25 protein-coding genes are annotated in these 24,985 nt (G+C 69.3%); 16 read left to right on the top strand and 9 right to left on the bottom strand.

Features of this window, described 5'->3' with window-relative positions; translation table 11 throughout:
* The first annotated feature begins 8 nt into the window (after window positions 1-8).
* A complete protein-coding gene (dapE, locus tag OUA97_RS16350; protein WP_267233092.1) occupies window positions 9-1,157 on the top strand; it encodes a succinyl-diaminopimelate desuccinylase in 1,149 nt (382 codons plus the stop codon).
* Window positions 1,158-1,168: 11 nt separating this feature from the next.
* On the opposite strand, the gene truA is transcribed toward dapE, so the two are convergent.
* Together truA and fmt are read right to left on the bottom strand one after the other, a co-directional pair.
* The gene (gene truA, locus OUA97_RS16345; protein WP_267233091.1) at window positions 1,169-1,906 is read right to left on the bottom strand and encodes a tRNA pseudouridine(38-40) synthase TruA; all 738 of its coding nucleotides are present in this window, start codon (window positions 1,904-1,906) and stop codon (window positions 1,169-1,171) included.
* Window positions 1,906-2,832: a methionyl-tRNA formyltransferase gene (gene fmt, locus OUA97_RS16340; RefSeq protein WP_267233090.1), complete on the bottom strand. Its 927-nt coding sequence runs from the start codon at window positions 2,830-2,832 to the stop codon at window positions 1,906-1,908. Before fmt ends, truA begins: the two co-directional genes overlap by 1 nt.
* A 90-nt stretch (window positions 2,833-2,922) precedes the next feature.
* Between fmt and OUA97_RS16335 the strand changes: the two genes are divergently transcribed.
* Together OUA97_RS16335 and OUA97_RS16330 are read left to right on the top strand one after the other, a co-directional pair.
* Window positions 2,923-3,264, top strand: a complete 342-nt coding sequence (locus tag OUA97_RS16335; RefSeq protein ID WP_267233089.1) for a hypothetical protein — start codon at window positions 2,923-2,925, stop codon at window positions 3,262-3,264.
* Between the two features lie 51 nt (window positions 3,265-3,315).
* Window positions 3,316-3,732, top strand: a complete 417-nt coding sequence (locus OUA97_RS16330) for a DUF1801 domain-containing protein (RefSeq protein WP_267233088.1) — start codon at window positions 3,316-3,318, stop codon at window positions 3,730-3,732.
* On the opposite strand, the gene OUA97_RS16325 is transcribed toward OUA97_RS16330, so the two are convergent.
* From OUA97_RS16325 to OUA97_RS16315, 3 genes are read right to left on the bottom strand one after another with little or no spacing between them, the layout of a single operon-like run.
* Window positions 3,710-4,465 (bottom strand): GNAT family N-acetyltransferase, encoded by a 756-nt coding sequence (locus tag OUA97_RS16325; protein ID WP_267233087.1) that lies wholly within the window; start codon window positions 4,463-4,465, stop codon window positions 3,710-3,712. The two genes, OUA97_RS16330 and OUA97_RS16325, sit on opposite strands and share 23 nt — an antisense overlap.
* A 22-nt stretch (window positions 4,466-4,487) precedes the next feature.
* Window positions 4,488-4,997: a peptide deformylase gene (gene def / locus OUA97_RS16320; RefSeq protein WP_267233086.1), complete on the bottom strand. Its 510-nt coding sequence runs from the start codon at window positions 4,995-4,997 to the stop codon at window positions 4,488-4,490.
* Window positions 4,998-5,012: 15 nt separating this feature from the next.
* The gene (locus OUA97_RS16315) at window positions 5,013-6,284 is read right to left on the bottom strand and encodes a DNA recombination protein RmuC (protein ID WP_267233085.1); all 1,272 of its coding nucleotides are present in this window, start codon (window positions 6,282-6,284) and stop codon (window positions 5,013-5,015) included.
* Window positions 6,285-6,683: 399 nt separating this feature from the next.
* On the opposite strand from OUA97_RS16315, the gene typA reads away from it, so the two are divergent.
* The 3 genes from typA to OUA97_RS16300 are packed head-to-tail and all read left to right on the top strand — an operon-like array spanning window position 6,684 to window position 10,176.
* Window positions 6,684-8,516, top strand: coding sequence for a translational GTPase TypA (gene typA, locus OUA97_RS16310; RefSeq protein ID WP_267233084.1), 1,833 nt, complete (start codon window positions 6,684-6,686; stop codon window positions 8,514-8,516).
* Window positions 8,516-9,817, top strand: a complete 1,302-nt coding sequence (locus OUA97_RS16305; protein WP_267233083.1) for a sensor histidine kinase — start codon at window positions 8,516-8,518, stop codon at window positions 9,815-9,817. Before typA ends, OUA97_RS16305 begins: the two co-directional genes overlap by 1 nt.
* Before the next feature lie 17 nt (window positions 9,818-9,834).
* Entirely contained in the window at window positions 9,835-10,176 is a 342-nt protein-coding gene (locus OUA97_RS16300; RefSeq protein WP_267233101.1) for a response regulator, read from the top strand.
* 7 nt (window positions 10,177-10,183) lie between these two features.
* On the opposite strand, the gene OUA97_RS16295 is transcribed toward OUA97_RS16300, so the two are convergent.
* Window positions 10,184-11,251: an HlyD family secretion protein gene (locus tag OUA97_RS16295; RefSeq protein ID WP_267233082.1), complete on the bottom strand. Its 1,068-nt coding sequence runs from the start codon at window positions 11,249-11,251 to the stop codon at window positions 10,184-10,186.
* 1 nt (window position 11,252) lies between these two features.
* Window positions 11,253-12,842, bottom strand: a complete 1,590-nt coding sequence (locus tag OUA97_RS16290) for a transporter (protein ID WP_267233081.1) — start codon at window positions 12,840-12,842, stop codon at window positions 11,253-11,255.
* Between the two features lie 154 nt (window positions 12,843-12,996).
* Between OUA97_RS16290 and OUA97_RS16285 the strand changes: the two genes are divergently transcribed.
* A complete protein-coding gene (locus OUA97_RS16285; protein WP_267233080.1) occupies window positions 12,997-14,163 on the top strand; it encodes an aminotransferase in 1,167 nt (388 codons plus the stop codon).
* A 15-nt stretch (window positions 14,164-14,178) separates the two neighbouring features.
* Here OUA97_RS16285 and OUA97_RS16280 read toward each other — a convergent pair whose 3' ends face one another.
* A complete protein-coding gene (locus OUA97_RS16280) occupies window positions 14,179-14,943 on the bottom strand; it encodes an SDR family oxidoreductase (RefSeq protein WP_267233079.1) in 765 nt (254 codons plus the stop codon).
* An 89-nt stretch (window positions 14,944-15,032) separates the two neighbouring features.
* On the opposite strand from OUA97_RS16280, the gene OUA97_RS16275 reads away from it, so the two are divergent.
* From OUA97_RS16275 to OUA97_RS16235, 9 genes are all read left to right on the top strand, one after another.
* Window positions 15,033-15,998 carry an alpha/beta fold hydrolase gene (locus OUA97_RS16275; RefSeq protein WP_267233078.1) on the top strand — a complete coding sequence of 322 codons (966 nt, stop codon included), beginning with the start codon at window positions 15,033-15,035 and terminating at the stop codon, window positions 15,996-15,998.
* Window positions 15,999-16,072: 74 nt separating this feature from the next.
* Window positions 16,073-16,825, top strand: a complete 753-nt coding sequence (locus OUA97_RS16270; RefSeq protein WP_267233077.1) for a sulfite exporter TauE/SafE family protein — start codon at window positions 16,073-16,075, stop codon at window positions 16,823-16,825.
* A 70-nt stretch (window positions 16,826-16,895) separates the two neighbouring features.
* Window positions 16,896-18,374: a M20 family peptidase gene (locus tag OUA97_RS16265; RefSeq protein WP_267233076.1), complete on the top strand. Its 1,479-nt coding sequence runs from the start codon at window positions 16,896-16,898 to the stop codon at window positions 18,372-18,374.
* A gap of 83 nt (window positions 18,375-18,457) precedes the next feature.
* Entirely contained in the window at window positions 18,458-19,504 is a 1,047-nt protein-coding gene (locus OUA97_RS16260) for a hypothetical protein (RefSeq protein WP_267233075.1), read from the top strand.
* A gap of 132 nt (window positions 19,505-19,636) precedes the next feature.
* Window positions 19,637-20,248 (top strand): ATP-dependent Clp protease proteolytic subunit, encoded by a 612-nt coding sequence (locus OUA97_RS16255; protein WP_267233074.1) that lies wholly within the window; start codon window positions 19,637-19,639, stop codon window positions 20,246-20,248.
* A gap of 1 nt (window position 20,249) precedes the next feature.
* On the top strand, window positions 20,250-21,848 hold the full coding sequence (locus OUA97_RS16250; protein ID WP_267233073.1) for an alpha-amylase family glycosyl hydrolase: 1,599 nt from the start codon (window positions 20,250-20,252) through the stop codon (window positions 21,846-21,848).
* A 17-nt stretch (window positions 21,849-21,865) separates the two neighbouring features.
* On the top strand, window positions 21,866-22,966 hold the full coding sequence (locus tag OUA97_RS16245; protein WP_267233072.1) for an aromatic ring-hydroxylating oxygenase subunit alpha: 1,101 nt from the start codon (window positions 21,866-21,868) through the stop codon (window positions 22,964-22,966).
* 84 nt (window positions 22,967-23,050) lie between these two features.
* The gene (locus tag OUA97_RS16240) at window positions 23,051-23,833 is read left to right on the top strand and encodes an alpha/beta fold hydrolase (RefSeq protein WP_267233071.1); all 783 of its coding nucleotides are present in this window, start codon (window positions 23,051-23,053) and stop codon (window positions 23,831-23,833) included.
* A complete protein-coding gene (locus tag OUA97_RS16235) occupies window positions 23,830-24,309 on the top strand; it encodes a class I SAM-dependent methyltransferase (RefSeq protein WP_267233070.1) in 480 nt (159 codons plus the stop codon). The genes OUA97_RS16240 and OUA97_RS16235 overlap by 4 nt, the downstream gene beginning before the upstream one ends.
* Here OUA97_RS16235 and OUA97_RS16230 read toward each other — a convergent pair.
* Complete coding sequence (locus OUA97_RS16230; RefSeq protein WP_267233069.1) at window positions 24,306-24,938, bottom strand: glutathione S-transferase family protein; 633 nt, start codon at window positions 24,936-24,938, stop codon at window positions 24,306-24,308. The genes OUA97_RS16235 and OUA97_RS16230 overlap by 4 nt on opposite strands.
* Window positions 24,939-24,985: the final 47 nt, after the last annotated feature.

The following is a 24,985-nucleotide window of genomic DNA, read 5'->3' as shown; positions in this document are numbered from 1 at the left end:
AGCGAGCCATGCCGCAGCTCGATCCCGTCGCCCTGACCCAGGAACTCATTCGCCGCCCGTCGGTGACCCCCGCCGACGAAGGCGCCATGGACATCGTCCAGCGGACGCTGGAAGGCCTGGGCTTTTCCTGCCGGCGGATGAAGTTCGGCGAGATCGAGAATCTCTACGCCCGCTACGGGACCGCCCGCCCGAACCTCTGCTTCGCCGGCCACACCGACGTGGTCCCGGTCGGCGACGCCGCGGCCTGGAGCCGCCAGGCCTTCGCCGCCGAGATCGTCGAGGGCATGCTGATCGGCCGCGGGGCGGTGGATATGAAGAGCGCGGTCGCCGCCTTCGCCGCCGCCGCGGCCAAGGCCATCGCCGCCGGCCAGGTGTCGGGCTCGCTGTCGTTCCTGATCACCGGCGACGAGGAAGGCGTGGCGACCCACGGCACCAAGATGGTGGTCGAGGCGCTGGCTGCCGAGGGCGAGGCCATCGACCATTGCGTGGTCGGCGAACCGTCGAGCGCCGAGACCTTCGGCGACATGATCAAGATCGGCCGCCGCGGCTCGATCAACACCTGGATCACCGTCGATGGGCGCCAGGGCCATGTCGCCTATCCGCACCGGGCGGCCAACCCGATCCCGGTGCTGATCGACCTGCTGGCGCGGCTGCAGAACCACGTGCTGGACGACGGCTACACCGGCTTCCAGCCGTCGAACCTGGAAGTCACCACGGTCGATGTCGGCAACGCCGCCACCAACGTCATTCCGGCCCAGGCCAAGGCGCGGCTGAACATCCGCTTCAACCCGGCCCACAAGGGCGCGGAACTGGCCGCCTGGATCGAGGCCGAGGCCGCCAAGTCGCGGGACGGCTTCGCCGGGACCATCACCGTCGAGCCGGTGATCAGCGGCGAGGCGTTCCTGACCGAACCCGGCGCCTTCACCGACGTCGTCGCCGCCGCGGTGCAGGACGTGGCCGGCGCGGCGCCGGAGCTGTCGACCACCGGCGGCACCTCGGACGCGCGCTTCATCCGCGCGCTTTGCCCGGTGGTGGAGCTGGGCCTGGTCGGCAAGACCATGCACGCGGTCGACGAGCGCGCGCCGGTGCAGGAGATCCACGACCTGCAGAAGGTCTATGAGCGGCTGATCGAGCGGTATTTCGCAGCGTTCGGATAGCTGCGAAGCCGCTAATACTTCACGCCGGTCAGATAGAGGCCGTCAGCAGGGGCGACCGGGCCGCAGGCCTTGCGGTCGCGGGCTTCCAGCGCGGCGGCGACGTCGTCGTGAGCCCAGCGGCCGACGCCGACCTCGGCCAGGGTGCCGGTCATCGAGCGGACCTGGCGGTGCAGGAAAGAGCGCGAGGCGAATTCCAGCAGCACGTAATCGCCCTCGCGCCAGGCGCGGGCGACGTCGAGCGTCTTCATCGGCGACTTCGCCTGGCACTGCATGTGGCGGAAGGTGGTGAAGTCGTGGTGGCCGATCAGCTGGCGGGCGGCGGCGTCCATCGCAGCAGCGTCCAACGGCTTCTTGACGTGCCAGACCCGGCCGCGGTCGAGGGCCGGCGGGCTCTTGCGGTTGAGGATGCGGTAGATGTAGCGCCGCTCGGTCGCCGAAAAGCGCGCGTGCCAGTCGCCGACGGCGACCTCGACATCCAGCACGGCGACCGGCTCGGGCACGAGGTAGGCGTTCATTGCGTCGCGCACGACCTCGGGCCGCCAGTCCTTGTCGAGGTCGATGTGGATCACCTGGCCGGTGGCGTGGACGCCGGTGTCGGTGCGGCCGGCGGCCTGCAGGCGCAGGGTCTGCCCGCTGAACGCCTTCACCGCGCGTTCGATCGAGCCCTGGACCGACGGCAGGTCGTCCTGGGCCTGGAAGCCCTTGTAGGGCCGTCCGTCGTATTCGATAGTCAGCTTGTAGCGCGGCATCAGGCCAGCCCGATCCCGGCCGCGACGGGGGCGCCGCGCAGGAAGGTCTCGGCGTCCTGCGGCCCCTTGCCCTCGCGCTGGACCCGCAGCAGGCGAACCGCGCCCTCGCCGCAGGCGATCAGCAGGGCGTCGTCCAACACCTGGCCCGGCGCGCCCTGCCCGTCCTCGAGCCGCGAGAGCAGCGCCTTGACCCGGACCGGGCCCTTGTCGGTCGGCAGCTCGAACCAGGCGCCCGGGAACGGCGACAGGCCGCGGATCTTGCGGTCGACCTCCACGGCCGGTTTGGTCCAGGCGATACGCGCCTCCTTGGCGCGGATCTTCTTGGCGTAGGTCAGGCCCTCTTCCGCTTGGGGCGTGGCCGTCGCCTCGCCGCGCTCGACCGCGGCCATGGTCCGGGCCAGCAGGGCGGCGCCGACGGCGGCCAGTCGGTCGTGCAGGGTCGAGGCGGTCTCCAGGGCGTCGATGCGGACGGTCTCGGAGGCCAGCACCGGACCTTCGTCGAGCCCCTCGGTCATCTGCATGACCTCGACGCCGGTGACCTCGTCGCCGGCCATGATCGCCCGCTGGATGGGGGCGGCCCCGCGCCAGCGCGGCAGCAACGAGGCATGCAGGTTGAAGCAGCCCAGGCGCGGCGCGTCGAGCACCGCGGCCGGCAGTATCTGGCCGAAGGCCACCACCACGCCGGCGTCGATCTGCAGCGCCGCGAAGGCTTCGATCTCGGCGGGGTCGCGCATGGAGACCGGCGTGCGCACGGGGATGCCGCGCTCCTGCGCATAGGCATGGACCGGCGAGGGCTTGAGCGTCTGGCCGCGCCCGCGCCGCGCGGGCGGCTGGGAATAGACGCAGACGACCTCGTGCCCGGCCTCGACCAAGGCGGCGAGGGCGGCGACGGCGAAGTCCGGAGTTCCGAGAAAAGCGATGCGCATCAGGGGTGCATGTAACGATGGCGGAGGAATTTAGGAACCTCAGGCAAGCTTCGCCGTTCTGAGAAGCACTCGGGAAGGGAGAACCAATCCATGCGTAATCTGATGATCGTCACCCTGGTCGCCTCGGGCCTCGCCCTCTCGGCCTGTTCGCAGGCCACCCAGGACCAGGCCAAGGCCACGGCCGATCAGGCCGCCGCCGACGCCAAGGCGGCGACCGACAAGGCCGCGGCTGAAGCCAAGGCCGCCGCCGACAAGGCCGCGGCCGAGGCCCAGGCCGCCGCCGGAACCGTCGCGGCCGACACCAAGGCCGCCGCCGCCGACGCCAGCGTCGCGGCCAAGGATGCGGCCGCCGACGCCAAGGCCGCCGCCACCGGCGTGGCCAAGGACGCCAAGGCCGCTGTCCACGACGCGACCGCGCCGGACAAGCACTAACAGTCTCGCGCCTGCCTGGGCGCCCAGCTCGGGCAGGCGCGACGTTCGGCGATGCAACAGAGCAGCGACATCGAGGCGCGGCTGGATCGCCATCCGGAGCCGACCCGCTCGGCGCTGAAGCGATTGCGCCGGCTGATCCTCGATACAGCTGCGGCGACGCCGGGCGTCGACGAGGTCCAAGAAGCGTTGCGCTGGGGCCAACCCAGCTATCTGACCAAAACCGGCAGCACGATCCGCATCGACGCTGTGAGCGGCTCGCAGTACGCGCTCTTCGTGCATTGCCAGACCAACCTGCTGGCGAGCTTTCGTGAAATCTACGGAGAGGCCCTCGTCTACGACGGCAAGCGGGCGCTGATCTTCGACGCGGCGGCGCCGCTGGATGAAGACGTGGTCGCCCACTGCATCGCGCTGGCGCTCACCTATCATTCCCGCAAGCGCGGCGGTGCTAGGGGCGGAGCACCCAGGTGACCTCGCGCACCGCCGGGACGAAACCCAGCCGCTCCAGGATGGGCCGGCTGGTGTCACGGGCCTCGATGCTGAGATAGCGCAGGCCGCGCGCCTTGGCCGCGGTCGCGCGTGCAGCGACCAGGGCGCGATAAAGGCCCAGGCCGCGATAGGCGGGCGCCACGCCGCCGCCGAACAGCAGGCCGAACGATCGGCCTGCGGCCATCTCCAGCCGCGCCGAGGCGGCGGCCCGCCCCTGCGCATAGGCCGTGAAGAGCACGAAATCGGGATCGCCCAGCCGCTGGCCGAAGGCGGCCCTCTGCCAGGGCTCTTCCTGGCCGAACGCCTGGCCGTTGGCCTGGATGAAGTCGTCGAGATCTTCGAGGGTGCGCACGCGCCGCACCTCCGCGCCGTCGATCGGCGCAATGACCGGCGCGTCGTCCAGGTCCAGGAACATCAGGGTTCCGGACGGGTCCGGGTCAAAACCTTCGTCCGCCAGACAGGTAGACAGTCTTGACGGTTCGTCGTGGTCGTAGACCCGCCACAGCAGCTCTTCGCCCCGGTCCCGGAAATGTGCGGCGCAGTCCCGCACGGCGGCCTGCACGGTGTCGGCGCGCAGATCCCATGAGGAGACATAGTTGAAGGCGCCCGTCAGCAGGACGAGCGCGCCGAGGCGCTCCATCTTCGTTCCAGGCGCAGCCGCGGGGCGGGCCCGCACCTCGGCGTCAAAGAGAGTGAGGATCCGGTCGAGGTCCATCTGAGCGAACCCCGGCGATGGATCAGGCCGCGCGGGCCTGCTTCTTGACCTTGGCGACGGCGCGGTCGCGCTTCAGGCGCGACAGGTGGTCGATGAACAGCACGCCTTCGAGGTGGTCCATCTCGTGCTGGATGCAGACCGCGAACAGGCCGTCGGCGTCCTCGATCACTTCCTCGCCCTGATAGTTCAGGTACTTCAGCTTCACGCGGGCCGGGCGCTCGACCTCGTCATAGATGTCCGGGATCGACAGGCAGCCTTCCTCGTAGGGGGCGGTGTCCTCGGAGCTCCAGACGATCTCGGGATTGACGAAGTAGCGCGGGGCCTTCTCCTCGTCGGGTCCGGCGATGTCCATGACGATCACGCGCTTGGGCACGCCGATCTGGATCGCGGCCAGGCCGATGCCGGGCGCGTCGTACATCGTCTCCAGCATGTCATCCATCAGCGCGCGCAGCTCGTCGTCGACCTTGGCGACGGGTTGCGAGACCTCTTTGAGGACCGGGTTCGGGACGACGAGAATTTCACGGATAGCCATGAAAACGCAGGTAGGTCAGCGTCCCTTCGCCGTCAAGGCGGCGAGGCGGCCGCTCTCGGGCGCGTCGGGGTCGGCGGCGAGCTTGGCCAGCGGACGGATTCCGGTCTCCACCGGCGCCAGTTCCGGCAGCTCCTTGCCCTCGTGATCGACCTTGAGGTCCTCGAAGCGGCGGGCCTGGGTCAGCACCTGGGTCTCCAGCGAGCCGACGAACTGGTTGTAGCGGCTGACCGCCGCCTCCAGCGCCTTGCCGACCGAACCGGCGTGCGCCCCCATCACCGAGATCCGCTTGTAGAGCTCGCGGCCCAGCTTTGAGATCTCCTGGGCGTTGGCGGCCTGCTCCTCGACCCGCCAGCCGTAGACCACCGCCTTGCAGAGCGCGAACAGGGTGGTCGGGGTGACGACCAGCACCCGGCGGTCCATCGCCTCGGTCATCAGCTCCGGCGCGCGCTCCAGCGCCGCGGCCAGGAAGCTGTCGCCAGGGATGAACATGGCCACGAAGTCGGGCGAGCCTTGGTTGAACTGATCCCAGTAGGCCTTGGCCGACAGGCCCTGCATGTGGGCCCGCACGCTCTGGGCGTGGCGCAGATAGGCGGCCTCGCGAGCGGCCTCGTCGGGCGCATCCTGGGCTTCGAGGAAGGCGTTGAGCGAGCACTTGGCGTCGATGACGAACACCGCCCCGCCCGGCAGGCGCACGGTGACGTCGGGACGGCGGCGGCCCTCATCGCTGTCGGTCGAGGTCTGCTCGTCGAAGTCGTAGCGATTGTGCAGGCCGGCCGCCTCCAGCACGTTGCGCAGGGTCTGCTCGCCCCAGCGCCCCTGGACGCCGGCCCCGCGACGCAGCGCCGCAGACAGCTTGCGGGCCTCGGCCTGGGTAGCGCTGGACGCCTGCATCAGTTGGTTGATCTGCTCCTTCAGCCCGCCGGTCTCCTCGGCGCGGGTCTTTTCGACGGCGACCACCTGCTCCTGGAACTTGGCCAGGGTCTCGGCGACGGGCTTCAGCTGCGCCTCGAGCCGCGCCTGGGCGAGCTGCTCTCTATTATGGAAGGTCTCGTCCGCGCGCTTCATCACCTGCTCGGCGATGGCGGCGGCGGCCTGGGCCTGCAGAAAGGCGGAATTCTTGGCCTCCTGCTCCTCCAGCAGCCGCAGGCGGGCGGCGGCGTCCTGCAGCTCGAAGGCCCGCGCTTCGGCGCGATTGGCGCGCCCGCGCTCCATCAGCGCCCAGGCGAGAGCGGGAATGGCCGCCAGCAAGGCGGCCAGCATGGCAAGGAGGATGGCGTCCAGGTTCATGCTCCGTTCCTACACGGAGTCGGCCGGACCCGATAGTTTCCCGAGCCCCTGGCGTCAGGCCAAAAAAAAAGCCGGACCCGAAGGCCCGGCAGTTCATTAGGGAGGAAACGCCCAGGAAGGGCAGAAGCGGCAGCGCCGCCTCACAGTTCGAACATATACGGTGCGACGCACAAAACAACAAGCGATTTTGTGCTGGACCCATCACATTTTCTGAAAGCGCCGAAAAAATTCGTTACAAATCAGTGAGATTTGAAGGCGTCGCCAACAGCCGAGCTTTGCTGCACCGCACAACGACGCGATATCAATGTTCGGCGCCGCGGCGAGAAGGCGCTGGCGCAATCGCCATTCCTCACCTAAAAGCGCGCGCTTCCCCAAATAGGCGCCAACAAAGCCAAATCAATGTCGCTCCGCAACATCGCCATCATCGCCCACGTCGACCACGGCAAGACCACGCTCGTGGATCAGCTCCTTGCCCAGTCGGGCGTTTTCCGAGCCAATGAGGCGACGGTCGAGCGCGCCATGGACTCCAACGACCAGGAGCGCGAACGCGGGATCACCATCCTCGCCAAGTGCACCAGCGTCCTCTGGAACGGAAAAGCGGGCGAGACCCGCATCAACATCATCGACACCCCCGGCCACGCCGACTTCGGCGGCGAGGTCGAGCGGATCCTCGGCATGGTGGACGGCTGCGTCCTCCTCGTGGACGCCGAAGAAGGCGTCATGCCGCAGACCAAGTTCGTGCTGGGCAAGGCGCTGAAGATGGGCCTGCGCCCGATCCTCTGCCTCAACAAGGTCGACCGCGCCCACGCCGATCCCGACCGGGTCCTCAACGAAGCCTTCGACCTGTTCGCCGCCATGGGCGCGACCGACGAGCAACTGGACTTCCCGCACATCTACGCGTCGGGCAAGAACGGCTGGGCGACGCTGGACCTCAACCAGCCGAACGACAATCTGGGCCCGCTGTTCGACCTGATCGTCGACCACGTCCCGGCGCCCAAGTCCGAGGCTCGCAAGGACGAGCCCTTCCAGATGCTGTCGGTGCTGATCGAAAGCGACCCGTTCCTGGGCCGTCTGCTGACCGGCCGCATCGAGGCCGGCAAGGCCGTCCCCGGCCTGGCCATCAAGGCGCTGTCGCGTGACGGCAAGGAAATCGAGCGCGGCCGCATCACCAAGGTGCTGGCCTTCCGCGGCCTGAAGCGCCAGCCGATCGACGGCGGCGCGGAAGCCGGCGACATCGTCGCCATCGCGGGCATGTCGAAGGCGACCGTGGCCGACACGCTGTGCGCGCTGGAAGTCACCGACGCCCTGCCCGCCCAGCCGATCGACCCGCCGACCATCTCGATGACCGTCTCGGTCAACGACAGCCCGCTGGCCGGCCGCGAAGGCGACAAGGTCCAGAGCCGGGTCATCGCCGCGCGCCTGCTGAAGGAAGCCGAGACCGACGTTGCGATCCGGGTGACCGAGACCAGCGAAAAGGACGCCTTTGAAGTCGCCGGCCGCGGTGAACTGCAGCTCGGCGTTCTGATTGAGAACATGCGCCGCGAGGGCTTCGAAGTCTCCATCAGCCGCCCGCGCGTGGTCTTCCAGACCGACGAGAACGGCCAGCGCCTGGAGCCGATCGAAGACGTCATGATCGACGTCGACGACGAATTCACCGGCATCGTCATCGAAAAGCTGTCGGCCCGTAAGGCCGAGCTGAAGGACATGGGTCCGTCGGGCGCGGGCAAGACCCGCATCAGCCTGATGAGCCCCTCGCGCTCGCTGATCGGCTATCAGGGCGAGTTCATGACCGACACCCGCGGTTCGGGCGTGCTGAACCGCGTGTTCAGCCACTACGAGCCCTACAAGGGCGCGATCGACGCCGGCCGCAAGGGCGTGCTGGTCTCCAACTCCGACGGGGAAACCGCGGCCTACGCGCTGTGGAACCTGGAAGAGCGCGGCACGATGTTCGTCGGCGCCGGCGAGAAGACCTACCAGGGCATGATCATCGGCGAGAACAGCCGCGCCGACGACCTGGACGTCAACCCGATGAAGGCCAAGCAGCTGACCAACGTCCGCGCCTCCGGCAAGGACGAGGCCGTGCGCCTGACCCCGCCGCGCCGCATGACCCTCGAGCAGGCCATCGCCTACATCGAGGAAGACGAACTGGTCGAAGTCACGCCGAAGTCGATCCGCCTGCGCAAGCAGGTGCTGAACCCCTCCTTCCGCAAGCGGCGCGCCAAGGAGGAGTAGTGGCGCAAGCGGGGGCGGTTCCCAGCATCAGCAGGCAGGCGGCGCGCGAGCGCGCGTTTCGCCTGCTGGCCGGCACCGTCACCGCGCTGTTCCTGGCCTTCGCCGCCCTGGGCGGTGCGTTCCTCTGGTATGACCGCGCCGCCGGATGGCTGACCCACGCCCACGAGGTGCGGATCGAGATCGAAGGCCTGCGCCTGTCGCTGACCGAAGCGGAGTCGGCCCAGCGCGCCTTCATTCTCACGGGCGACTCGCAATTCACCCGACAGATCGAAGGCGCCCGCACGGCCGCCGCGATCCACATCAGCGCGCTGGAACGCCTGACCGCCGACAATCCCGAACAGCTGGAGCGCCTGGCCCGGCTGCAGGCGCTGATGACCACCCGGATGGAGGTCATCGACCAGACGATCGCCGCTCGCCGCACCGGATCGCCTGGCGCCGCCATCCAGATCATCGGCGAGGGACGGGGCGTCGAGGCCATGCACGGCGTGCGCGCCATCGCTGCCGAGCTGGAACAAGAAGAACGCCGCCTGCAGCGCCAGCGCGAGCATCAGGTCACCGTCGTGCGCTCGGTGATCATCGCCTCTCTGATGATCTTCGCGGCCCTGCTGGCGCTGCTGTTCTTCAAGGCGTTGCGGGACATCAGCCTGGACCGCGAGGCCGAGGCCGATGTCGCCCAGCAGCTGCGCCGCCTGCTCGACGACCGCACCCTGCTGCTCGACGAGGTCAACCACCGGGTCAAGAACTCGCTGCAGCAGATCGCCAGCGTCGTACGGCTGCAGGCGCGCTCCGTCGAGCATGCCGACGCCCGCGAAGCGCTGAACCGGACGCTCGACCGGATCATCGCCGTCGGCCGCGTGCACGAGCAGATGTACAAGACCGACGACGCCATCGGCGCCTTCGACGCCGGCCGCTACACCGAAGCCCTGGCGCAGGACCTGGTCGGCTCGCTCGGCCGCGACGATGTCGCGCTGGAGACCGCGATCGAGCACGCCGTGCTCGATGTGAAGCAGGCCGTGCCGCTGGCGCTGATCCTCAACGAGTTGATCACCAACGCCTTGAAATACGGCTGCCCGCCCGATAGGGCGTCCACAATAAGGGTCGCCTTCGGAACAGAAGGCGAGCTCTACCGTTTGAGCGTGGCTGATAACGGTGAAGGTTTGCCCAAGGACTTTTCACCGGCGCAACGCAAGAGCCTCGGGATGCGGGCCGTCGAAGCGTTGGCCAGACAGCTCGGCGGGCGCTTCGAGATTGAACAACCGAAGGCCGGCGCTTCGTTCGCGGTGGTCTTCCCCAGGAGTTAAGCCGCGCAGTGCGTATCATGGTTGTTGAGGACGACGCGCTGATCGCGCTCGACATCGTCGGCCTGCTGGAAGACCTGGGCCATGAAGTCGTGGCCGAAGCCGCCGACGCCAACGAGGCCTGGGCGCTGGCCGAGGACGGCCGCCCCGACATCGCGCTCGTCGACATCCGCCTGGCCCGCGGCGCCGACGGCGGCGCGCTGGCCCGAAAGCTCTACGACAAGCTCGGGGTGCGCTCGCTGTTCGTCTCCGGCTCGATCACCGAAGAATTCCGCCGCTCGGTGGCCGCCATCAAGCCGATCGGCTTCCTGGGCAAGCCGCTCAGCCCGCGCACCCTGGGCGAGGCTCTGAACGCGCTCTGAGCCGCAGCTAGCGGCGACGGGTATCGATGCTCACCACCGCCGACATCCCAGGCCGCAGCCGCGCGGTCGCCTCCTGCCCGCCATCCAGCGCGATGCGAACCGGGATCCGCTGAACCACCTTGGTGAAGTTGCCGGTGGCGTTGTCCGGCTTGATCACCGCGAATTCCGATCCGGCCGCCGGGCCGATGCGCTCGACCTTGCCCCGCAACGTGGTTCCCGGCAGGGCGTCGATGCGGACGTGGACCGGCTCGCCGACCGCCACGTCCTTCATCTGGGTCTCCTTGAAGTTGGCGGTGATCCAGATCGCCTGCGGCACCAGGCCCATCAGCTGGGTTCCGGGCGCCACGTACTGGCCGACCTTGACCCCCACCTCGCCGACCTGACCGCCGACCGGCGCCGTGATGCGGGTGTTGGCCAGGTCGATCTGCGCCAGTTCGAGCGCCGCCTGCGACTGCGCCACCGCGGCCTCCAGCGCCGCGCGGTTGACCCCGACCGAGGCGAGGTCCTCCTGCGCCACCCGTCCCTGCGCCTGCGCCTGCCCGACTGCAGCTTCCGCCTGCTGCACGGCCAGCTGCAGCCGGTCGAGTTCGGTGGGCGCCAGCCAGCCCTTCTGGACCAGCGGCTCGGCGCGTCGGAAGTCGGCCTGGGCCTTGGCCAGGGCCGCGCGGGCGCTTGTCTCCTGCGCGCCCACCAGGCTGATATTGGCCTGCCCCCGGCGACGCTGCTGGTCCCAGTTGGCGAGGTTCGCCTTTTGCACCGCCAGCGCCGCACGCGCCTGCTCGACCTTCTGGCGGTAGTTGCGATCGTCGATCACCACCAGCGCCTGGCCGGCCTTCACCGGCATGAAGTCCTTCACCAGGACCTCGGAGACGTATCCGTCCAGCTTCGGGCTGATGATCGTCACATAGCCGCGCACATAGGCATTGTCGGTGCTCTGCACGCCGGTGTCGAACGGCGGCAGGCGCCAGGCGAACAGCACCAGCAGCACGCCGCCGACCGCAGCCAGCACGATGGGGATGGCCGCGCGCGACCAGGGGCGCTTGGCGGGAGATGGGACAGCGGCGGCGTCACTCACGTCAGGCGGCCTCGACAGGGGTCAGGAGGGCGGCGCGCCGCGCCCGCGCATCCTCGCGCAGGCGCAGGGCCAGGAGATAGGCGAACACCAGCAGCGACAGCACCGCGATGACCCGGAAGACGTCGGCATAGGCCAGGACCGTGGCCTCCCGCGTCGCGAGCTGGCTGAGCAGGGCCAGGCCCTCGCCCTGGCGCAGGGTCGGGTCGGAGATCGTCCCGCCATAGGCGCCCGCATACTGACGCACGCGCGCGGCGACCTGCGGGTCGGTCAGCAGCAGCCGCTCGACGATCTGGGCGGAATGGGCCTTTTCGCGCACGGTCATCAGCGTGCCCAGGAAGGCCGAGCCGGCCAAGGCGCCGAGGCTCTGGCCGGCGCCGAAGATGACCGCGAAGCTGATGATGAACTCCTGGCCCTGGCGCAAGGCCCGGCCGAAGCCGGCGAGCATGACCGCGGGCAGGAACAGAGCGCTGGCGAAGGCGATCAGCCCCTGGCTGAAATACATCTGCGCCGGCCGGGTGAGATTGGTGACGTGGCTGTCCCAGTAAGCGGCCGCAGCGATCAGCAGCAGCGCGATCAGGGCCGGGGTCGAGACCCGCGCCGGATTGATGGTCACCGCCACGATGACCATCCCGGCCAGCGTCGCCCAGAACATCACCCAGGACAGGCCCCGCATCTGGTCGTTGTTCATCCCCATGGCCTGAAGGAAGCCGAAGGCGCCGACGCCCTGTTCCGACAGCACGATGCGGAACAGGAGGATGATCACCACCAGCCGCAGCATGTCGGCACTGGAGAGCCAGCGGATATGCAGCAGCGGCTGGGCGCGGTGCAGTTCGACCAGCACCGAGGCGGCGATCAGCACGATGGCCGCCGCCAGCGCCCAGCCCAGCCAGGGCGCGTCGAACCACCAGACATAGCGGCCCTGGGCGAGCACGGCGCAGAGCAGCGCCACCCCCGGAGCGAAGAGGGCGAAGGTCAGGAAATCGCGCGCCTGGAACATCTTCACCCGCGGTATCGGCGGGACCCGCACAAGGTTCACCGCCACCAGGCACAGCAGGCTCAGGCCGATCTCCAGCAGGTAGAGTCCGTGCCATTGGCCGATCTGCAGCAGGTCCGACGAGACCAGCCGCGACAGCGGCGCGGCCAGCTGGCTCCAGCCGACCCCCAGCGCGACGCCCATCGGCCGGCGATGCTCGGGCACCGCGGCGATCATGTAGAGCAGCGCCATGGTCGACAGGGCCGTGGCCGCGACCCCGGAGGCCGCGCGCACCGCGATGGCCGAGCGCAGGTCGTCGGTGAACAGGTGCGCGACGGCGACCACGATGAACAGGCCCAGCCCGATGTCGCCGAACAGTCGCAGGCCGTACTGGAAGCGGAACTTGATCGCCAGGAGGCCGATGGTGGCGTTGGTGGCGGTGTAGGCGGTCGACAGCCAGGCCGCTTCGTTCGGATAGGCGCCGAGCGAGCCCTGGATCCAGGGCAGGTTGTTGTTGACCAGGTTGAAGCCCAGGCCCTGGGTCAGGCCGAGCAGGAGCGAAACGCCGCCATAGGCGAGCCCTCGCCGCCAGCCGATCGGCGGTTGGAGTCCGCCCATGCCGCCTGCCCCTCTTTCGCACCTGGACGGCCGCCACAAGCTAGAGCGGAAGGCCCATCCAGACCTCACAACGCGCAGCGCCGCTGGAGGTCGCATCGACGGAGCGAGATCGACGGCCGAGGCGCGCCGAGCCGAGCTGTGCTAGGCAACACCCATGGCCAATCCGATTTTCGCAAACCTTCCGACTACAATCTTCGAGGAGATGTCGGGCCTGGCCCGCGAGCTCGGGGCCATCAACCTGGGCCAGGGGTTCCCGGACGCTCCCGGCCCGCTGGCGATCCGCGAGCACGCCGCCGACGCGGTGCTGAACGGCTACAACCAGTATCCGCCGATGGCCGGCCTGCCCGAGTTGCGCGCCGCCGTGGCCGCGCACTATGCGCGAACCCAGGGGCTGGGCCTGGATTGGACCGGCGAAGTCACCATCACCTCCGGTGCGACCGAGGCGCTGGCGGCGGCGTTCCTCGGCCTGATCCAGCCGGGTGACGAGGTGGTGGTGTTCCAGCCGCTGTACGACGCCTACCTGCCGCTGATCCGCCGCGCCGGCGGAGTGCCGCGGCTGGTCAAGCTCAGCCCGCCGCATTGGCGCTTCGACCGCGCGATGCTGGAGGCGGCGTTCGGCCCGCGCACCCGGTTCGTGGTGCTGAACAACCCGATCAACCCCGCCGGCGCGGTGCTGCCGCATGAAGACCTGGCCCTGCTGGCCGAGTTCTGCATCGCGCATGACGCCATCGCGATCTGCGACGAGGTCTGGGAGCAGGTGGTGTTCGACGGCGCGCGGCACCTGCCGCTGATCGCCTTTCCCGGCATGCGCGAGCGGACCGTGAAGATCGGTTCGGCCGGCAAGATGTTCGGCCTGACCGGCTGGAAGGTCGGCTTCCTGTGCGCCGGCGCCGAGCTGACCCGGGCGCTGTCGAGGACGCACCAGTTCCTCACCTTCACCACCGCGCCCAACCTGCAGGCCGCGGTCGCCTGGGGCCTGGAGAACAGCGGCGACTGGTTCGAGACCATGCCGCGCGACCTGCAGCGTTCACGCGACCGGCTGGCCGCGGGCCTGGCGGCCGAGGGCTTCGTCACCCTGCCGGCGCAGGGCACCTACTTCCTCAATGTCGACCTGGCGGCCTCGGGGATCGACGAGCCCGACCGCGCCTTCGCATTGCGCGCGGTCAAGGACGCCGGCGTCGCCAGCATCCCGGTCTCGGCGCTCTACGAAGAGGACCAGGTGGCCACCATCCTGCGCCTGTGTCTGGCCAAGAACGACCAGACGCTGGACGAGGGCGTGCGCCGCCTGGCCAAGGCGCGGGACCTCTCGCGCCGGGCGTAAGGTCCCGCGCTTAGGTCAGGAGGTCGAGCCGCCGTCGATGACCACGGTCTGGCCGGTCATCCACGAGCCGGCCTTGGAGGCCAGGAACACCGCGCCGCCGGCGATGTCGTCCGGCTCGCCCAGCCGGCGCAGCGGCGTACCCGAGGAGGCGCGCTTCTCGCCTTCCGGGGTGTCCCACAGCGCCTTGGCGAAGTCGGTCTTCACCAGGCCCGGCGCGATGCAGTTCACGCGGATGTTGTCGGGCGAGAGCTCCTGGGCGAGGTTGCGGGCCAGTTGCATGTCGGCCGCCTTGGAGATCGCATAGGCGCCGATCACCGGGGTGCCGCGCAGACCGCCGATCGACGAGATGATGACGATCGAGCCGTCCTTGCGCTCGCGCATCTCGGGCGAGACCATGTTGATCAGCCAGTTGTTGGCGATGACGTTGTTCTCGAGGATCTTGCGGAACTGGTCGTCGCCGATGCCGCTCATCGGGCCGTAGTACGGATTCGAAGCGGCGTTGCAGACCAGGATGTCGATCTTGCCGAACGCCTTGCGGGTCTCGTCGACCAGCCGCTGAAGGTCTTCCTTCGACGAGATGTTGGCCGGAACGGCGATGGCCGCGCCCGGATGCTTGGCGTTGATCTCGGCGGCCACCTCTTCGCAGGGGCCGGCCTTGCGCGAGGAGATCGTCACCTTGGCGCCATGCTCGGCCATCCGCTCGGCGATCGCCTTGCCGATCCCGCGCGAGGATCCGGTGATGACAGCGACCTTGCCGGTCAGGTCGAACAGTTCGCCCATGGCGTTCCCTCCAAACACGTGTTTGATTTTGTCGTCGCCATTTGCGGCGCCGGGCGACGTTGGGTCAAGCGGTTCGGGGAGAAGCCAGCATGCCGGAGTTTCGTGAGATTGCGCTGCCGGAGGTGACGCTGCGCGCCGCCATCGAAGGCCAGGGGCCGCTGGTGGTCATGGTCCACGGCTTTCCCGAGAGCTGGTACAGCTGGCGCCACCAGATGGGACCGATCGCGCAGGCCGGCTTCACCGCCTGCGCCATCGACGTGCGCGGCTATGGCGGCTCCTCGCGGCCCCAGGCCATCGAGGCTTACGACATGGAGCACATGGTCGCCGACGTGGCCGGGGTGATCGAGGCGCTGAGCCCCGAGGCGCCGGCCGTGCTGATCGGCCACGACTGGGGCGCGCCGATCGTCTGGAACACGGCGCTGGTTCGGCCCGACCGGGTGCGTGCGGTTGCTGGTCTTTCGGTGCCGTATACCGGCGTCCCCAAGCGGCCGTTCAGCGACATGATCGAGAGCGTCTTCACCAGCCGCGGCAAGTTCTTCTACCAGGCCTGGTTCCAGAACGTCGGCCCGGCCGAGGCCGAGCTGGAGGCCGACGTCCGCGGGGGCCTGCGCAAGTTCTACTACGCGATCAGCGGCGATGCGCCCGACGGGACTTGGCCGAGCGACAAGACCCACGGCCAGAGCCTGCTGGAAGGACTGGTCGACCCGGCCCCCTTCCCCGCCTGGCTGACCGACGCCGACCTCGACTACTACGTCGGCGAGTTCGAGCGCTCGGGCTTCCGCGGCCCGATCAACCGCTATCGCAATCACCAGCGCGACTTCGAGTATCTGCGCCAGTTCGAAGGCCGCAAGATCGAGCAGCCCTCGCTGTTCGTCGGCGGCGAGCGCGACCTGGTGCTGTCGATGCTGGGCAAGGGCGACCTGATGGCGATCATGGGCGCGGAGATGCCCGATCTGCGCGGCGCCGACGTGCTGCCCGGCTGCGGCCACTGGACCCAGCAGGAGCGCCCGCAGGAGGTCAACGACCGTCTGCTGCCCTGGCTGAAGTCGCTCTAGCCTTCGCGGTTGGCGAAGGCTGACCACGGCGACCGCGCATTGTGCGCCCGCCCCGCCCGGCGCAGCTTGCCGGCATGGGTAGCGAGTTCCTGTTGCTGGGCGCGGGACTGCTGGCCGGGGCGATGAACGCCCTGGCCGGCGGCGGCTCGTTCGTCACCCTGCCGGCGCTGATCGCGGCGGGCGTGCCTTCGGTGGCGGCGAACGCCTCCAGCACCGTGGCGCTCTATCCCGGCGGCCTGGCCAGCGCCTTCGTCTACCGCCAAGGCCTGACGCAGGTCTGCGGCGTGCCGATCCGGCCGATGCTGGCCGTCACCCTGATCGGCGGCCTGGCGGGCAGCCTGCTGCTGCTGTGGACGCCCTCCTCGACCTTCGACATCATCCTGCCCTGGCTGTTGCTGACCGCAACGCTCGCCCTGGCGTTCGGACCGCGCCTTGCACCCTGGCTGCAGCGTCATGCGCAAATCGGACCGGGGCCGATCCTGGTCCTGCAGTTCGCGCTGGGGGTCTATGGCGGCTACTTCGGCGGCGCGGTCGGGCTGATGATGATGGCGGCCTGGAGCCTGCTGGCCGGGGTCGACCTCAAGCAGCTCAATCCGCCGCGCACCCTGATGGTCAGCGCCGCCAACACCGTCGCGGTGGTCTGTTTCGCGATCGCCGGGGCGGTGCGCTGGCCGCAGGCGCTGATGGTCGCGCTCGGAGCCCTGGCCGGCGGATACCTGGGCGCGCACGTCGGCCGGCGGCTGGACCCGCGGGCGGTGCGCGCCGCCACCATCGCGCTGTCGGTCGCGATGACCGCGGTGTTCTTCGTCCGCGCCGCCCGCGGCTAGCAGCGGCCATCGCAGCTTCACTTCCCCGACGGCGCCGACTTATGGTCGTGGTCCAGAGGAGAGGGACCCCATGAAACTCATCGGCAGAATCGCGCTGGGACTGCTCGGGCTCGTCATACTGCTCGCGGCCGTCGTCGTGGTCAGGACGCTGACCTACAAGCCCAACGCCGGCGCGGACCTCTCCAAGGTGAAACTGGCCCCGGCGGTGGCGATCGACACGGCCAAGGCGGCCGAGCACCTGTCGCAGTCGATCCAGTTCCAGACCGTCAGCAACCAGGACAAGGCCGACAACCAGACCAGCGAATGGGACAAGCTGCACGCCTGGCTGCAGACCACCTACCCGGCTGCGCACGCGGCCATGACCCGCGAGGTCGTCGCCGGCCACACCCTGGTCTACACCTGGGCCGGGTCCGATCCGGCCCTGGCGCCGGTGGTGTTGATGGCGCACCAGGACGTCGTGCCGGTGACGCCGGGCACCGAGGACGACTGGAAGCACCCGCCGTTCGGCGGCGTGATCGCCGAGGGCGCGGTCTGGGGCCGCGGCGCGATCGACGACAAGGGCTCGCTGGTCACCCTGTTCGAGGGCGTCGAGGCGCTGGCCCAGCAGGGCTACAAGCCCAAACGCACGCTGATCCTGGTTTCGGGCCACGACGAGGAGGCCGGCGGCGCCGGCGCCCAGGCCGTCGCCGAGCTGTTCAAGTCGCGCGGGATCAAGGCCCAGTTCGTGCTCGACGAGGGCATGGCGATCATCTCGGACAACCCGCTGACCGGCGGTCAGGTCGCCTTGGTCGGCATCGCCGAAAAGGGCTATGCGACCTTGATGGTCACGGCCGAGGCCGTGGGCGGCCACTCCTCGGCCCCGCCGGCCGATTCCGGCGGCGTGCTGACCCTGGCCCGGGCGGTGACCAAGATCGCCGAGGATCAGGCGCCGATGAAGCTGGACGGCCCCGGCGGCATGATGATGGAGACCCTGGCGCCGCAGGGCTCGTTCATGATCCGCATGGCGATGGCCAACCGCTGGCTGTTCGAGCCGCTGATCATCAAACAGGCCGCGGCCACCCCCTCCGGCGCGGCGCTGCTGCACACCACCACCGCCCCGACCATGCTGAAGGGCAGCCCCAAGGAGAACGTCCTGCCGCAGGACGCCACCGCCTGGATCAACTACCGCATCGCGCCCGGCGACAGTTCGGCCGGGGTGCTGGCGCGGGCCAAGGCCGCGGTCGGGGCGCTGCCGGTGACCTTCGCCTGGAGCCGCAAGCCGAACGAGCCCTCGCCGGTCTCCTCGACCACGTCGGAGGCCTGGAAGATGGTCGCCGCCCTGGCCGGCGACACCGCCAAGGCGCCGGTCGCCCCCAGCCTGGTCACCGCCGGCACCGACAGCCGCTACCTGGTCGGCGTGGCCGACGACGTCTACCGCTTCCAGCCGATGGTCTTCTCGCTGGAGACCATCAAGATGATCCACGGCACCAACGAGCACATGAGCCTGGAGAACCTGGACCGCGCCGTGCAGTTCTACGCCCGGCTGATCGCCACCAGCACGGCGGGCTAGGCCAAGCGCCTTCGCCGCATCGACAAGCCGCCCGGATTGCGACACATCCGGGCGATCGTCCAACCGCGCGGACCGCGACCTGAATGCTGAACTGGATCTATTCGACCTTCGGCGAGGCCTGGGGTCCGCTGCGGCTGTTCAATTCCTTCTTCTTCCTCTCGGGCGCAGGGTTCGCGATCTGCGCCCTGGGCACATGGCTGCTGTTGCCGAAGCTGTGGGGCCTGCTGCCGACCGACCGTGGCCGCGCCTTCGCGGTCAACGCCGAACTGAGCGTCGGCAAGCCGGTCAGCGCCGGCCTGATCTTCGTGACCATCTTCTGCCTGGCTTGCCTGGTGTTCGTGCCGCTGACCGCCAAGCCCCTGCTGACCGTGCCGTTCATGCTGGCGGCGCTGATGGTCGGCTATCTCGACGACCGCCGCGGCGGGTTCAGCGAGTACCAGTTGGCGATCATGGACGCCGCGATCGCCTTCGGGGCGGCCGCGGTGATCTACGGCTTCCAGCCGGTGCAGATCTGGCTGCCGGGCTGGAAGGGCGTGCTGACCCTGGCGCCCTGGATCTCGATCCCGATGGCGGCCGGCGTCATCTGGTTGTCGATCAACGCCACCAATTGCTCGGACGGGGTCGACGGGGTCTCCGGCAGCCTCAGCGGCACGGCGATCCTGCTGCTGGGCGGCCTGCTCTACACCGTGATCGGCAACGAGGCGGTGGCCGGGCACCTGAACATTCCGCTCAACCGCGACGGCGCCAACTGGGCGATCATGGCCTTCCTGATGGTCGGCTGCATCGCCGGCTACCTCTGGTACAACGCCCCGCCCAGCCAGGTGCTGATGGGCGACGCCGGCTCGCGCCCGATCGGGCTGCTGATCGGCATGCTGGTGGTCGCCACCAACAACCCGCTGTTCCTGCTGCTGATCGGCTCGGTGCTGCTGCTGAACGGGGCGACCGGCCTGGTGAAGGTGGCGCTGATGCGGTTCTTCGGCCTCAAGGTGCTGTCCAAGGTGCGCTTCCCGCTGCACGACCATGTCCGCAAGGAGCTGGGTTGGTCGAACAGCCAGGTGCTGGTGCGCTTCATGCTGCTGCACCTCGGCGTCTCGGCGCTGCTCCTGCTGCTGGCGCTCAAGGTCCGCTGAAGCAACGACTTCGTCAGACAAACCGCCTAGAGACAGCCTGCCCGCGCATTATCGACCCTTGCGTGGGCTTCCGGCTCTTGCGAAGCGCCGCTGCGCATCGCACGTTCCGGACTAACCGAATTGGAGACCCATATGCGTAACTGGCGCCTGGACGAAGACGACGACAGCGAAGACGGCGCCCGCAAGCCCGACATGCCGATGACGGCCGGGCCTGTGCAGAACGCGCTCTACAAGTCGCGCACCGTGCTGGTGTTCGGCGAGATCGACATGCGCCTGGCCGAGCGGGTCACCGCCCAACTGCTGGCCCTGTCGGCCGAAAGCGACAAGCCGATCAAGGTGGTGATCAACTCGCCCGGCGGCCACGTCGAGAGCGGCGACACCATCCACGACATGATCAAGTTCTGCGGTCCGCAGGTGAAGGTGATCGGCACCGGCTGGGTGGCCTCGGCCGGCGCGCACATCTACCTCGGCGCCTCCAAGGAAAACCGCCTCTGCCTGCCCAACACCCGCTTCCTGCTGCACCAGCCGATGGGCGGCGTGCGTGGCCAGGCCAGCGACATCCAGATCGAGGCCGAGGAGATCGTGAAGATGCGCGAGCGCGTCAACCGCATGATCGCCAAGGAAACCGGGCAGACCTACGAGAAGATCGTCAGCGACACCCAGCGGAACTTCTGGATGAACGCCGAGGCCGCCGTCGAGTACGGCCTGGTCTCGAAGATCATCTCCAACGCTTCCGAGGCCTAAGATGTCGGCCGCGCCCTGGTGGAAGGGCGCGGTCGTCTACCACGTCTATGTGCGGAGCTTCTTCGACTCCGACGGCGACGGCCAAGGCGACCTCGCCGGTGTGCTCGCCAAACTGGACTACATCGAGAGCCTGGGCGTCGACGCCATCTGGCTCTCGCCCGTCCACCCCTCGCCGAACCGCGACTGGGGCTACGACATTTCCGACTATGAAGGCGTCCAGCCCGACTACGGGACGATGGACGATCTTGCGGCGCTGATCGACGCCGCCCACCGGCGGGGCCTGAAGGTGCTGCTGGACGAAGTGCTGTCGCACACTTCCGACGAGCACCCCTGGTTCGCCGAGAGCCGCGACGGCGGCGCGGACGGCCCCAAGGCCGACTGGTACGTCTGGGCCGATCCGGCCCGCGACGGGACCGCGCCCAACAACTGGCTGTCGGTGTTCGGCGGCCCGGCCTGGGCCTACCAGCCGGCCCGCCGCCAGCACTATCACCACAAATTCCTGCGCCAGCAGCCGAAGCTGAACTGGCGCCACCCGGAGGCCAAGGCCGCCGCCCTGCGGGTGCTGGAGTTCTGGCTCGACAAGGGGATCGACGGCTTCCGGCTGGACGTCGCCGGGACCTTCCTGCACGACGACACCCTGACCGACAATCCGGCGGTCCCGGCCGAGCAGCGGCTGCGCCGGCACTGGGCGCACGCCAGCGAGATGCAGCGCCACCTGCACGACTCCAACCTGCCTGAGAACATCCCCCTGCTGGACGAGATCCGCCGACGGGTGGACGCCTTCGACGAGCGCTTCGTGTTCGGGGAGTTTTCGGAGGAGGAAGAACGCTGCGGGGCCTACTGCACGCCTGCCGAAGGGCTGCACTCGGCCTACACCTTCGTCCTGCTGCATGCGCGCAAGCTGTCGCCGGACATCTTCCGCGACCACTACGACACCCTGGACCGCTTCCCCGGCCATTGGCCGTGCATTTCGTTCTGCAACCACGACATCCCGCGCACGGCCACCCGCTTCGGCGGCGGCGAGGCGATCGCGCGGCTCATGCTGGCCCTGCTGCTGACGCTGAAAGGCACCGTGCTGCTCTACCAGGGCGAGGAACTGGGCCTGCCCGAGGCCCAGAGCCTGACCCGCGAGGAGATCCGCGATCCCGTAGGCGATCTCTACTGGCCGATCGCCAAGGGGCGCGACGGCTCACGCACGCCGATGCCCTGGACCGAGGGGCCCAACATGGGTTTCACCGCCGGCAAGCCCTGGCTGCCGCTGGCGGTCGAGCACGCCGGGCTGTCGGCGGCGAGCCAGGCGGCGGCCGATTCGACCCTCGCCTTCTCGCGCGCCCTGCTGGCCCTGCGCCGCGCGACCCCGGCCCTGGTCACCGGCGACCTGGAGATGGTCAGCGCCCCCGAGCCGATCCTGGCCTTCATCCGCCGCGAGGCAGACCAGCAGATCGCCTGCCTCTTCAACATGGGAACCGCTCCGGCGGTGTTCGGAGACGAGCGGCTGGCCGGAGCGGAGATCCTGGCCCCCGGGGCGGGCGAGGCGAGGCTGGACGGCGCGGCCCTCCACATGGGCGCCCACTCGGCCAGGTTCCTGCGGCTCGCGTAACGCGCTAGAAGGCGGCCATGCCCGACGGCGACACCAAAACCGCATCCACCGCCGACACCAGGTTCGGTCGCGGCTTCCTGCACGACATCTGGTACTTCGCCGCCCTGGCGAGCGACCTGAAGGCCGGCAAGCTGCAACGCTACGAGATTCTCGGAGAGCCGATCCTGCTGGGCCGCGACCGGTCCGGGAAGGTCTATGCGCTCAAGGACATCTGCCCACACCGCGCCGCCCCGCTGTCGGCCGGCAAGCTGACCCGCGAGGCCGACGGCGCCGAGAGCGTCGAGTGCCCCTATCACGGCTGGCGGTTCAAGACCGACGGCGCCTGCGCGGCGATCCCGTCGCTGGTCGACGACCAGGCGATGGACGTCAGCCGCATCCGGGTACGCAACTATCCGGCCGTGGAAAGCCAGGGCCTGGTGTTCGTCTGGATCAGCGCCGATCCGCGCTTCACCGGCGAGCCGACCGAGCCGCCGCCGGTGTTCCCCGGCGTGGTCGGCGGCGGCCCCAAGCTGGTCGACCGCATGGACTTCGACTCCCACATCGACCACGCCGTCGTCGGCCTGATGGATCCGGCCCATGGGCCCTATGTCCACCAGCAGTGGTGGTGGCGCTCGGCCAAGAGCCAACACGAGAAGGCCAAGAAGTTCGAACCGCGCGAACAGGGCTTCGCGATGGTCCGGCACGAGCCCAGCAAGAACAGCCGCGCCTATGCGATCCTGGGCGGCGAGCCGCTGACCGAGATCACCTTCCGCATCCCCGGCCTGCGCTGGGAGCACGTCACCGTCGGCCAGCGCCAGGTGCTGTCGCTGACCTGCCTGACGCCGATCCACGAAACCAAGACGAAGATCACCCAGATCGTCTGGTCCGACCACCCAGCGTTCCTGCTGCTGAAGCCGTTCATCGCCGCCGGCGCGCGGGCGTTCCTGCGCCAGGACGGCGACATGGTGAACCTGCAGAACGAGGGGCTACGCTACGATCCCTCGCTGCTGTGGATCGACGACGCCGACCGCCAGGCCAAGTGGTACCAACAGCTGAAGCGCGAATGGACCGCCAGCCGCAAGGCCGGCCGCCCGTTCGAGAACCCCGTCGAGGCCGCGACCCTGCGCTGGCGCAGCTGACCGGGGCTTGCCTTCCGGCCCGCCGGGGGCTCTGTTGAGCGCCGTTATTTTGACGGCGCATTCAATTTCGAGCCCTTTGCGAACATGGATTTCACGACCAGCGACGGCTTCACCATCGCCTATGACGACCAGGCCCCCGCCGACTACGAGCGGGCGATCCTGCTGGTCCACGGCTTCACCTCGAACCGCAACGAAGGCTGGAAGCGGACCGGCTGGTACGCGGCCCTGGAGCGCCGCCGCTTCCGGGTGATCGCGCTCGACCAGCGCGGCCACGGCCAGAGCGGCAAGGCCTATGAGCCGGACGCCTATCTGCGCGAAAACCTGGCCCGCGACGTGGTCGAGCTGATGGACCACCTCGGCGTCAACCGGGTCGACCTGTTCGGCTATTCGATGGGCGCGCGCGTCGCCGCCGCCGCCGCCCTGGCCGCGCCGCAGCGGTTCTCGAACCTGATCCTCGGCGGCGTCGGCGACAAGATGCTGAGCGAGCGCCCCTCGGCGCGGAGCGAGGTGATGGCCCAGGCGATGCTGGTCGACGATCCGGAGACCATCACCGAGCCGTTCCTCAAGAGCTTCCGCCAGTTCGCCGACGAACAGGGCGAGGATCGCCGCGCCCTGGCCGCCTTCGTCCAAGCGCAGAATCCAGCGCTGGACACCGAGGGCTTTGCGACCCTGCCGATGCCGGTGCTGGCGGTGGCCGGCCAGCGGGAGACCAACGGCGATCCCGAACTGCTGGCCCAGGCGTTCGGCGACGGGCGCGGGGTAGTGATCCCCGGCTGCGACCACTTCTCGGCCATTCCGCACGCCCTGACCAAGGCCGCCGTCTTCGACTTCATCGACGGCGTGCTGGACGACCCCTGGGCGCGATGAGCCTGCCGGCGCGTATCGCCTGGGCGCTGGAGCTGCTGGCCCCCGCGCGCGGCGAGCGCGTGCTGGAGATCGGCTGCGGGCCTGGCGTCGCCGCCGCCGAGCTGGCCGCCGCCGGCTGCGAGGTCACCGCGCTGGACCGTTCGGCCAAGGCGATCGCCGCGGCCGCTGCGCGGCTGGGCGGGCGCGCGCAACTGATCTGCGGCGCGCTGGAGACCACCGACCTGCCGGCCGCCGCCTTCGACGCGGTCCTGGCGATCAATGTGAACCTGTTCTGGACCACCGACGGCGGGGGGCTCGCCGCCCTGCGCCGCACGCTGGCGCCCGGCGACCGCCTGGCGCTGGTGTTCGACGCGCCGGGCGAGGCGCAGGCGCAGCGGATCGGCAAGGCGCTGAGCGCCAATCTCGCCGCCGCGGGCCTGGCCTACGATCTGCGACAGGGGCCTGGGCGGCTGGTCGCCGCCTTAGCCCGCGGCTAGGTCTTGGGGCCGAGGTTGTAGGGGCCGCCCTTGGCCAGGGCCGCGCGATAGGCCGGACGGTCCTGGAACCGGCGCACCCAGGCAGCGATGTTCGGATAGTTCGCGAACTGGCCGAAGGCGCCGGCCACTTCGCCCACGAAGCTCATCTGGATGTCGGCGGCGGTCAGGTCCTTGCCCATCAGGTAGTCGCGGCCTGCGAGCGCGCGGTCGACATAGCCGAGGTGGTTGGCCATCTCGCCCTGGATGCGCGGCTGCAGCGGCGCGCCGGCTTCGCCGAGCCGGGCGACGTACATGTTGAGCATCAGCGGCAGCATGGCCGAGCCCTCGGCGTAGTGCAGCCACTGCTGGTGGGCTTCGTAGTCGGGCGTGCCCACCGGCGGCGCCAACCGGCCGGCGCCGTGGTGGCGCAGCACGTAATCGATGATCGCGCCGGACTCGGCGATCGTAGCTCCGCCCTCGGTCACCACCGGCGACTTGCCGAGCGGGTGGACGGCGGTCAGTTCGGGCGGCGCCAGGCGGGTGGTCGCATCACGCTGGTAGGTCTTGATCTCGTAGGGAAGCCCCAGCTCCTCCAGCAGCCAAAGGATGCGCTGCGAGCGCGAGTCGTTGAGGTGATGGACGACGATCATGCGCTTCCTCCGCGTTTCAGTTGGCGTAGCGTCACCGATGACGCGCG

The organism is Phenylobacterium sp. 58.2.17 (assembly GCF_026411515.1).
Classification (GTDB): Bacteria; Pseudomonadota; Alphaproteobacteria; order Caulobacterales; family Caulobacteraceae; genus Phenylobacterium.
Note: the sequence above shows the minus strand (reverse complement) of the source record. Positions and strands in the feature narration are given on the sequence as shown.

Coding starts and splice junctions, on each gene's coding strand:
- dapE (WP_267233092.1), top strand. CDS start 9: ATGCCGCAGCTCGATCCCGTCGCCCTGACCCAGGAACTCATTCGCCGC.
- fmt (WP_267233090.1), bottom strand. CDS start 2,832: ATGCGCATCGCTTTTCTCGGAACTCCGGACTTCGCCGTCGCCGCCCTC.
- OUA97_RS16325 (WP_267233087.1), bottom strand. CDS start 4,465: ATGGACCTCGACCGGATCCTCACTCTCTTTGACGCCGAGGTGCGGGCC.
- OUA97_RS16260 (WP_267233075.1), top strand. CDS start 18,458: ATGCTGAACTGGATCTATTCGACCTTCGGCGAGGCCTGGGGTCCGCTG.
- OUA97_RS16275 (WP_267233078.1), top strand. CDS start 15,033: ATGCCGGAGTTTCGTGAGATTGCGCTGCCGGAGGTGACGCTGCGCGCC.
- OUA97_RS16265 (WP_267233076.1), top strand. CDS start 16,896: ATGAAACTCATCGGCAGAATCGCGCTGGGACTGCTCGGGCTCGTCATA.
- OUA97_RS16335 (WP_267233089.1), top strand. CDS start 2,923: ATGCGTAATCTGATGATCGTCACCCTGGTCGCCTCGGGCCTCGCCCTC.
- typA (WP_267233084.1), top strand. CDS start 6,684: ATGTCGCTCCGCAACATCGCCATCATCGCCCACGTCGACCACGGCAAG.
- OUA97_RS16270 (WP_267233077.1), top strand. CDS start 16,073: ATGGGTAGCGAGTTCCTGTTGCTGGGCGCGGGACTGCTGGCCGGGGCG.
- OUA97_RS16285 (WP_267233080.1), top strand. CDS start 12,997: ATGGCCAATCCGATTTTCGCAAACCTTCCGACTACAATCTTCGAGGAG.
- OUA97_RS16290 (WP_267233081.1), bottom strand. CDS start 12,842: ATGGGCGGACTCCAACCGCCGATCGGCTGGCGGCGAGGGCTCGCCTAT.
- OUA97_RS16255 (WP_267233074.1), top strand. CDS start 19,637: ATGCGTAACTGGCGCCTGGACGAAGACGACGACAGCGAAGACGGCGCC.
- OUA97_RS16330 (WP_267233088.1), top strand. CDS start 3,316: ATGCAACAGAGCAGCGACATCGAGGCGCGGCTGGATCGCCATCCGGAG.
- def (WP_267233086.1), bottom strand. CDS start 4,997: ATGGCTATCCGTGAAATTCTCGTCGTCCCGAACCCGGTCCTCAAAGAG.
- OUA97_RS16315 (WP_267233085.1), bottom strand. CDS start 6,284: ATGAACCTGGACGCCATCCTCCTTGCCATGCTGGCCGCCTTGCTGGCG.
- OUA97_RS16230 (WP_267233069.1), bottom strand. CDS start 24,938: ATGATCGTCGTCCATCACCTCAACGACTCGCGCTCGCAGCGCATCCTT.
- OUA97_RS16240 (WP_267233071.1), top strand. CDS start 23,051: ATGGATTTCACGACCAGCGACGGCTTCACCATCGCCTATGACGACCAG.
- OUA97_RS16300 (WP_267233101.1), top strand. CDS start 9,835: ATGGTTGTTGAGGACGACGCGCTGATCGCGCTCGACATCGTCGGCCTG.
- OUA97_RS16245 (WP_267233072.1), top strand. CDS start 21,866: ATGCCCGACGGCGACACCAAAACCGCATCCACCGCCGACACCAGGTTC.
- truA (WP_267233091.1), bottom strand. CDS start 1,906: ATGCCGCGCTACAAGCTGACTATCGAATACGACGGACGGCCCTACAAG.
- OUA97_RS16250 (WP_267233073.1), top strand. CDS start 20,250: ATGTCGGCCGCGCCCTGGTGGAAGGGCGCGGTCGTCTACCACGTCTAT.
- OUA97_RS16235 (WP_267233070.1), top strand. CDS start 23,830: ATGAGCCTGCCGGCGCGTATCGCCTGGGCGCTGGAGCTGCTGGCCCCC.
- OUA97_RS16280 (WP_267233079.1), bottom strand. CDS start 14,943: ATGGGCGAACTGTTCGACCTGACCGGCAAGGTCGCTGTCATCACCGGA.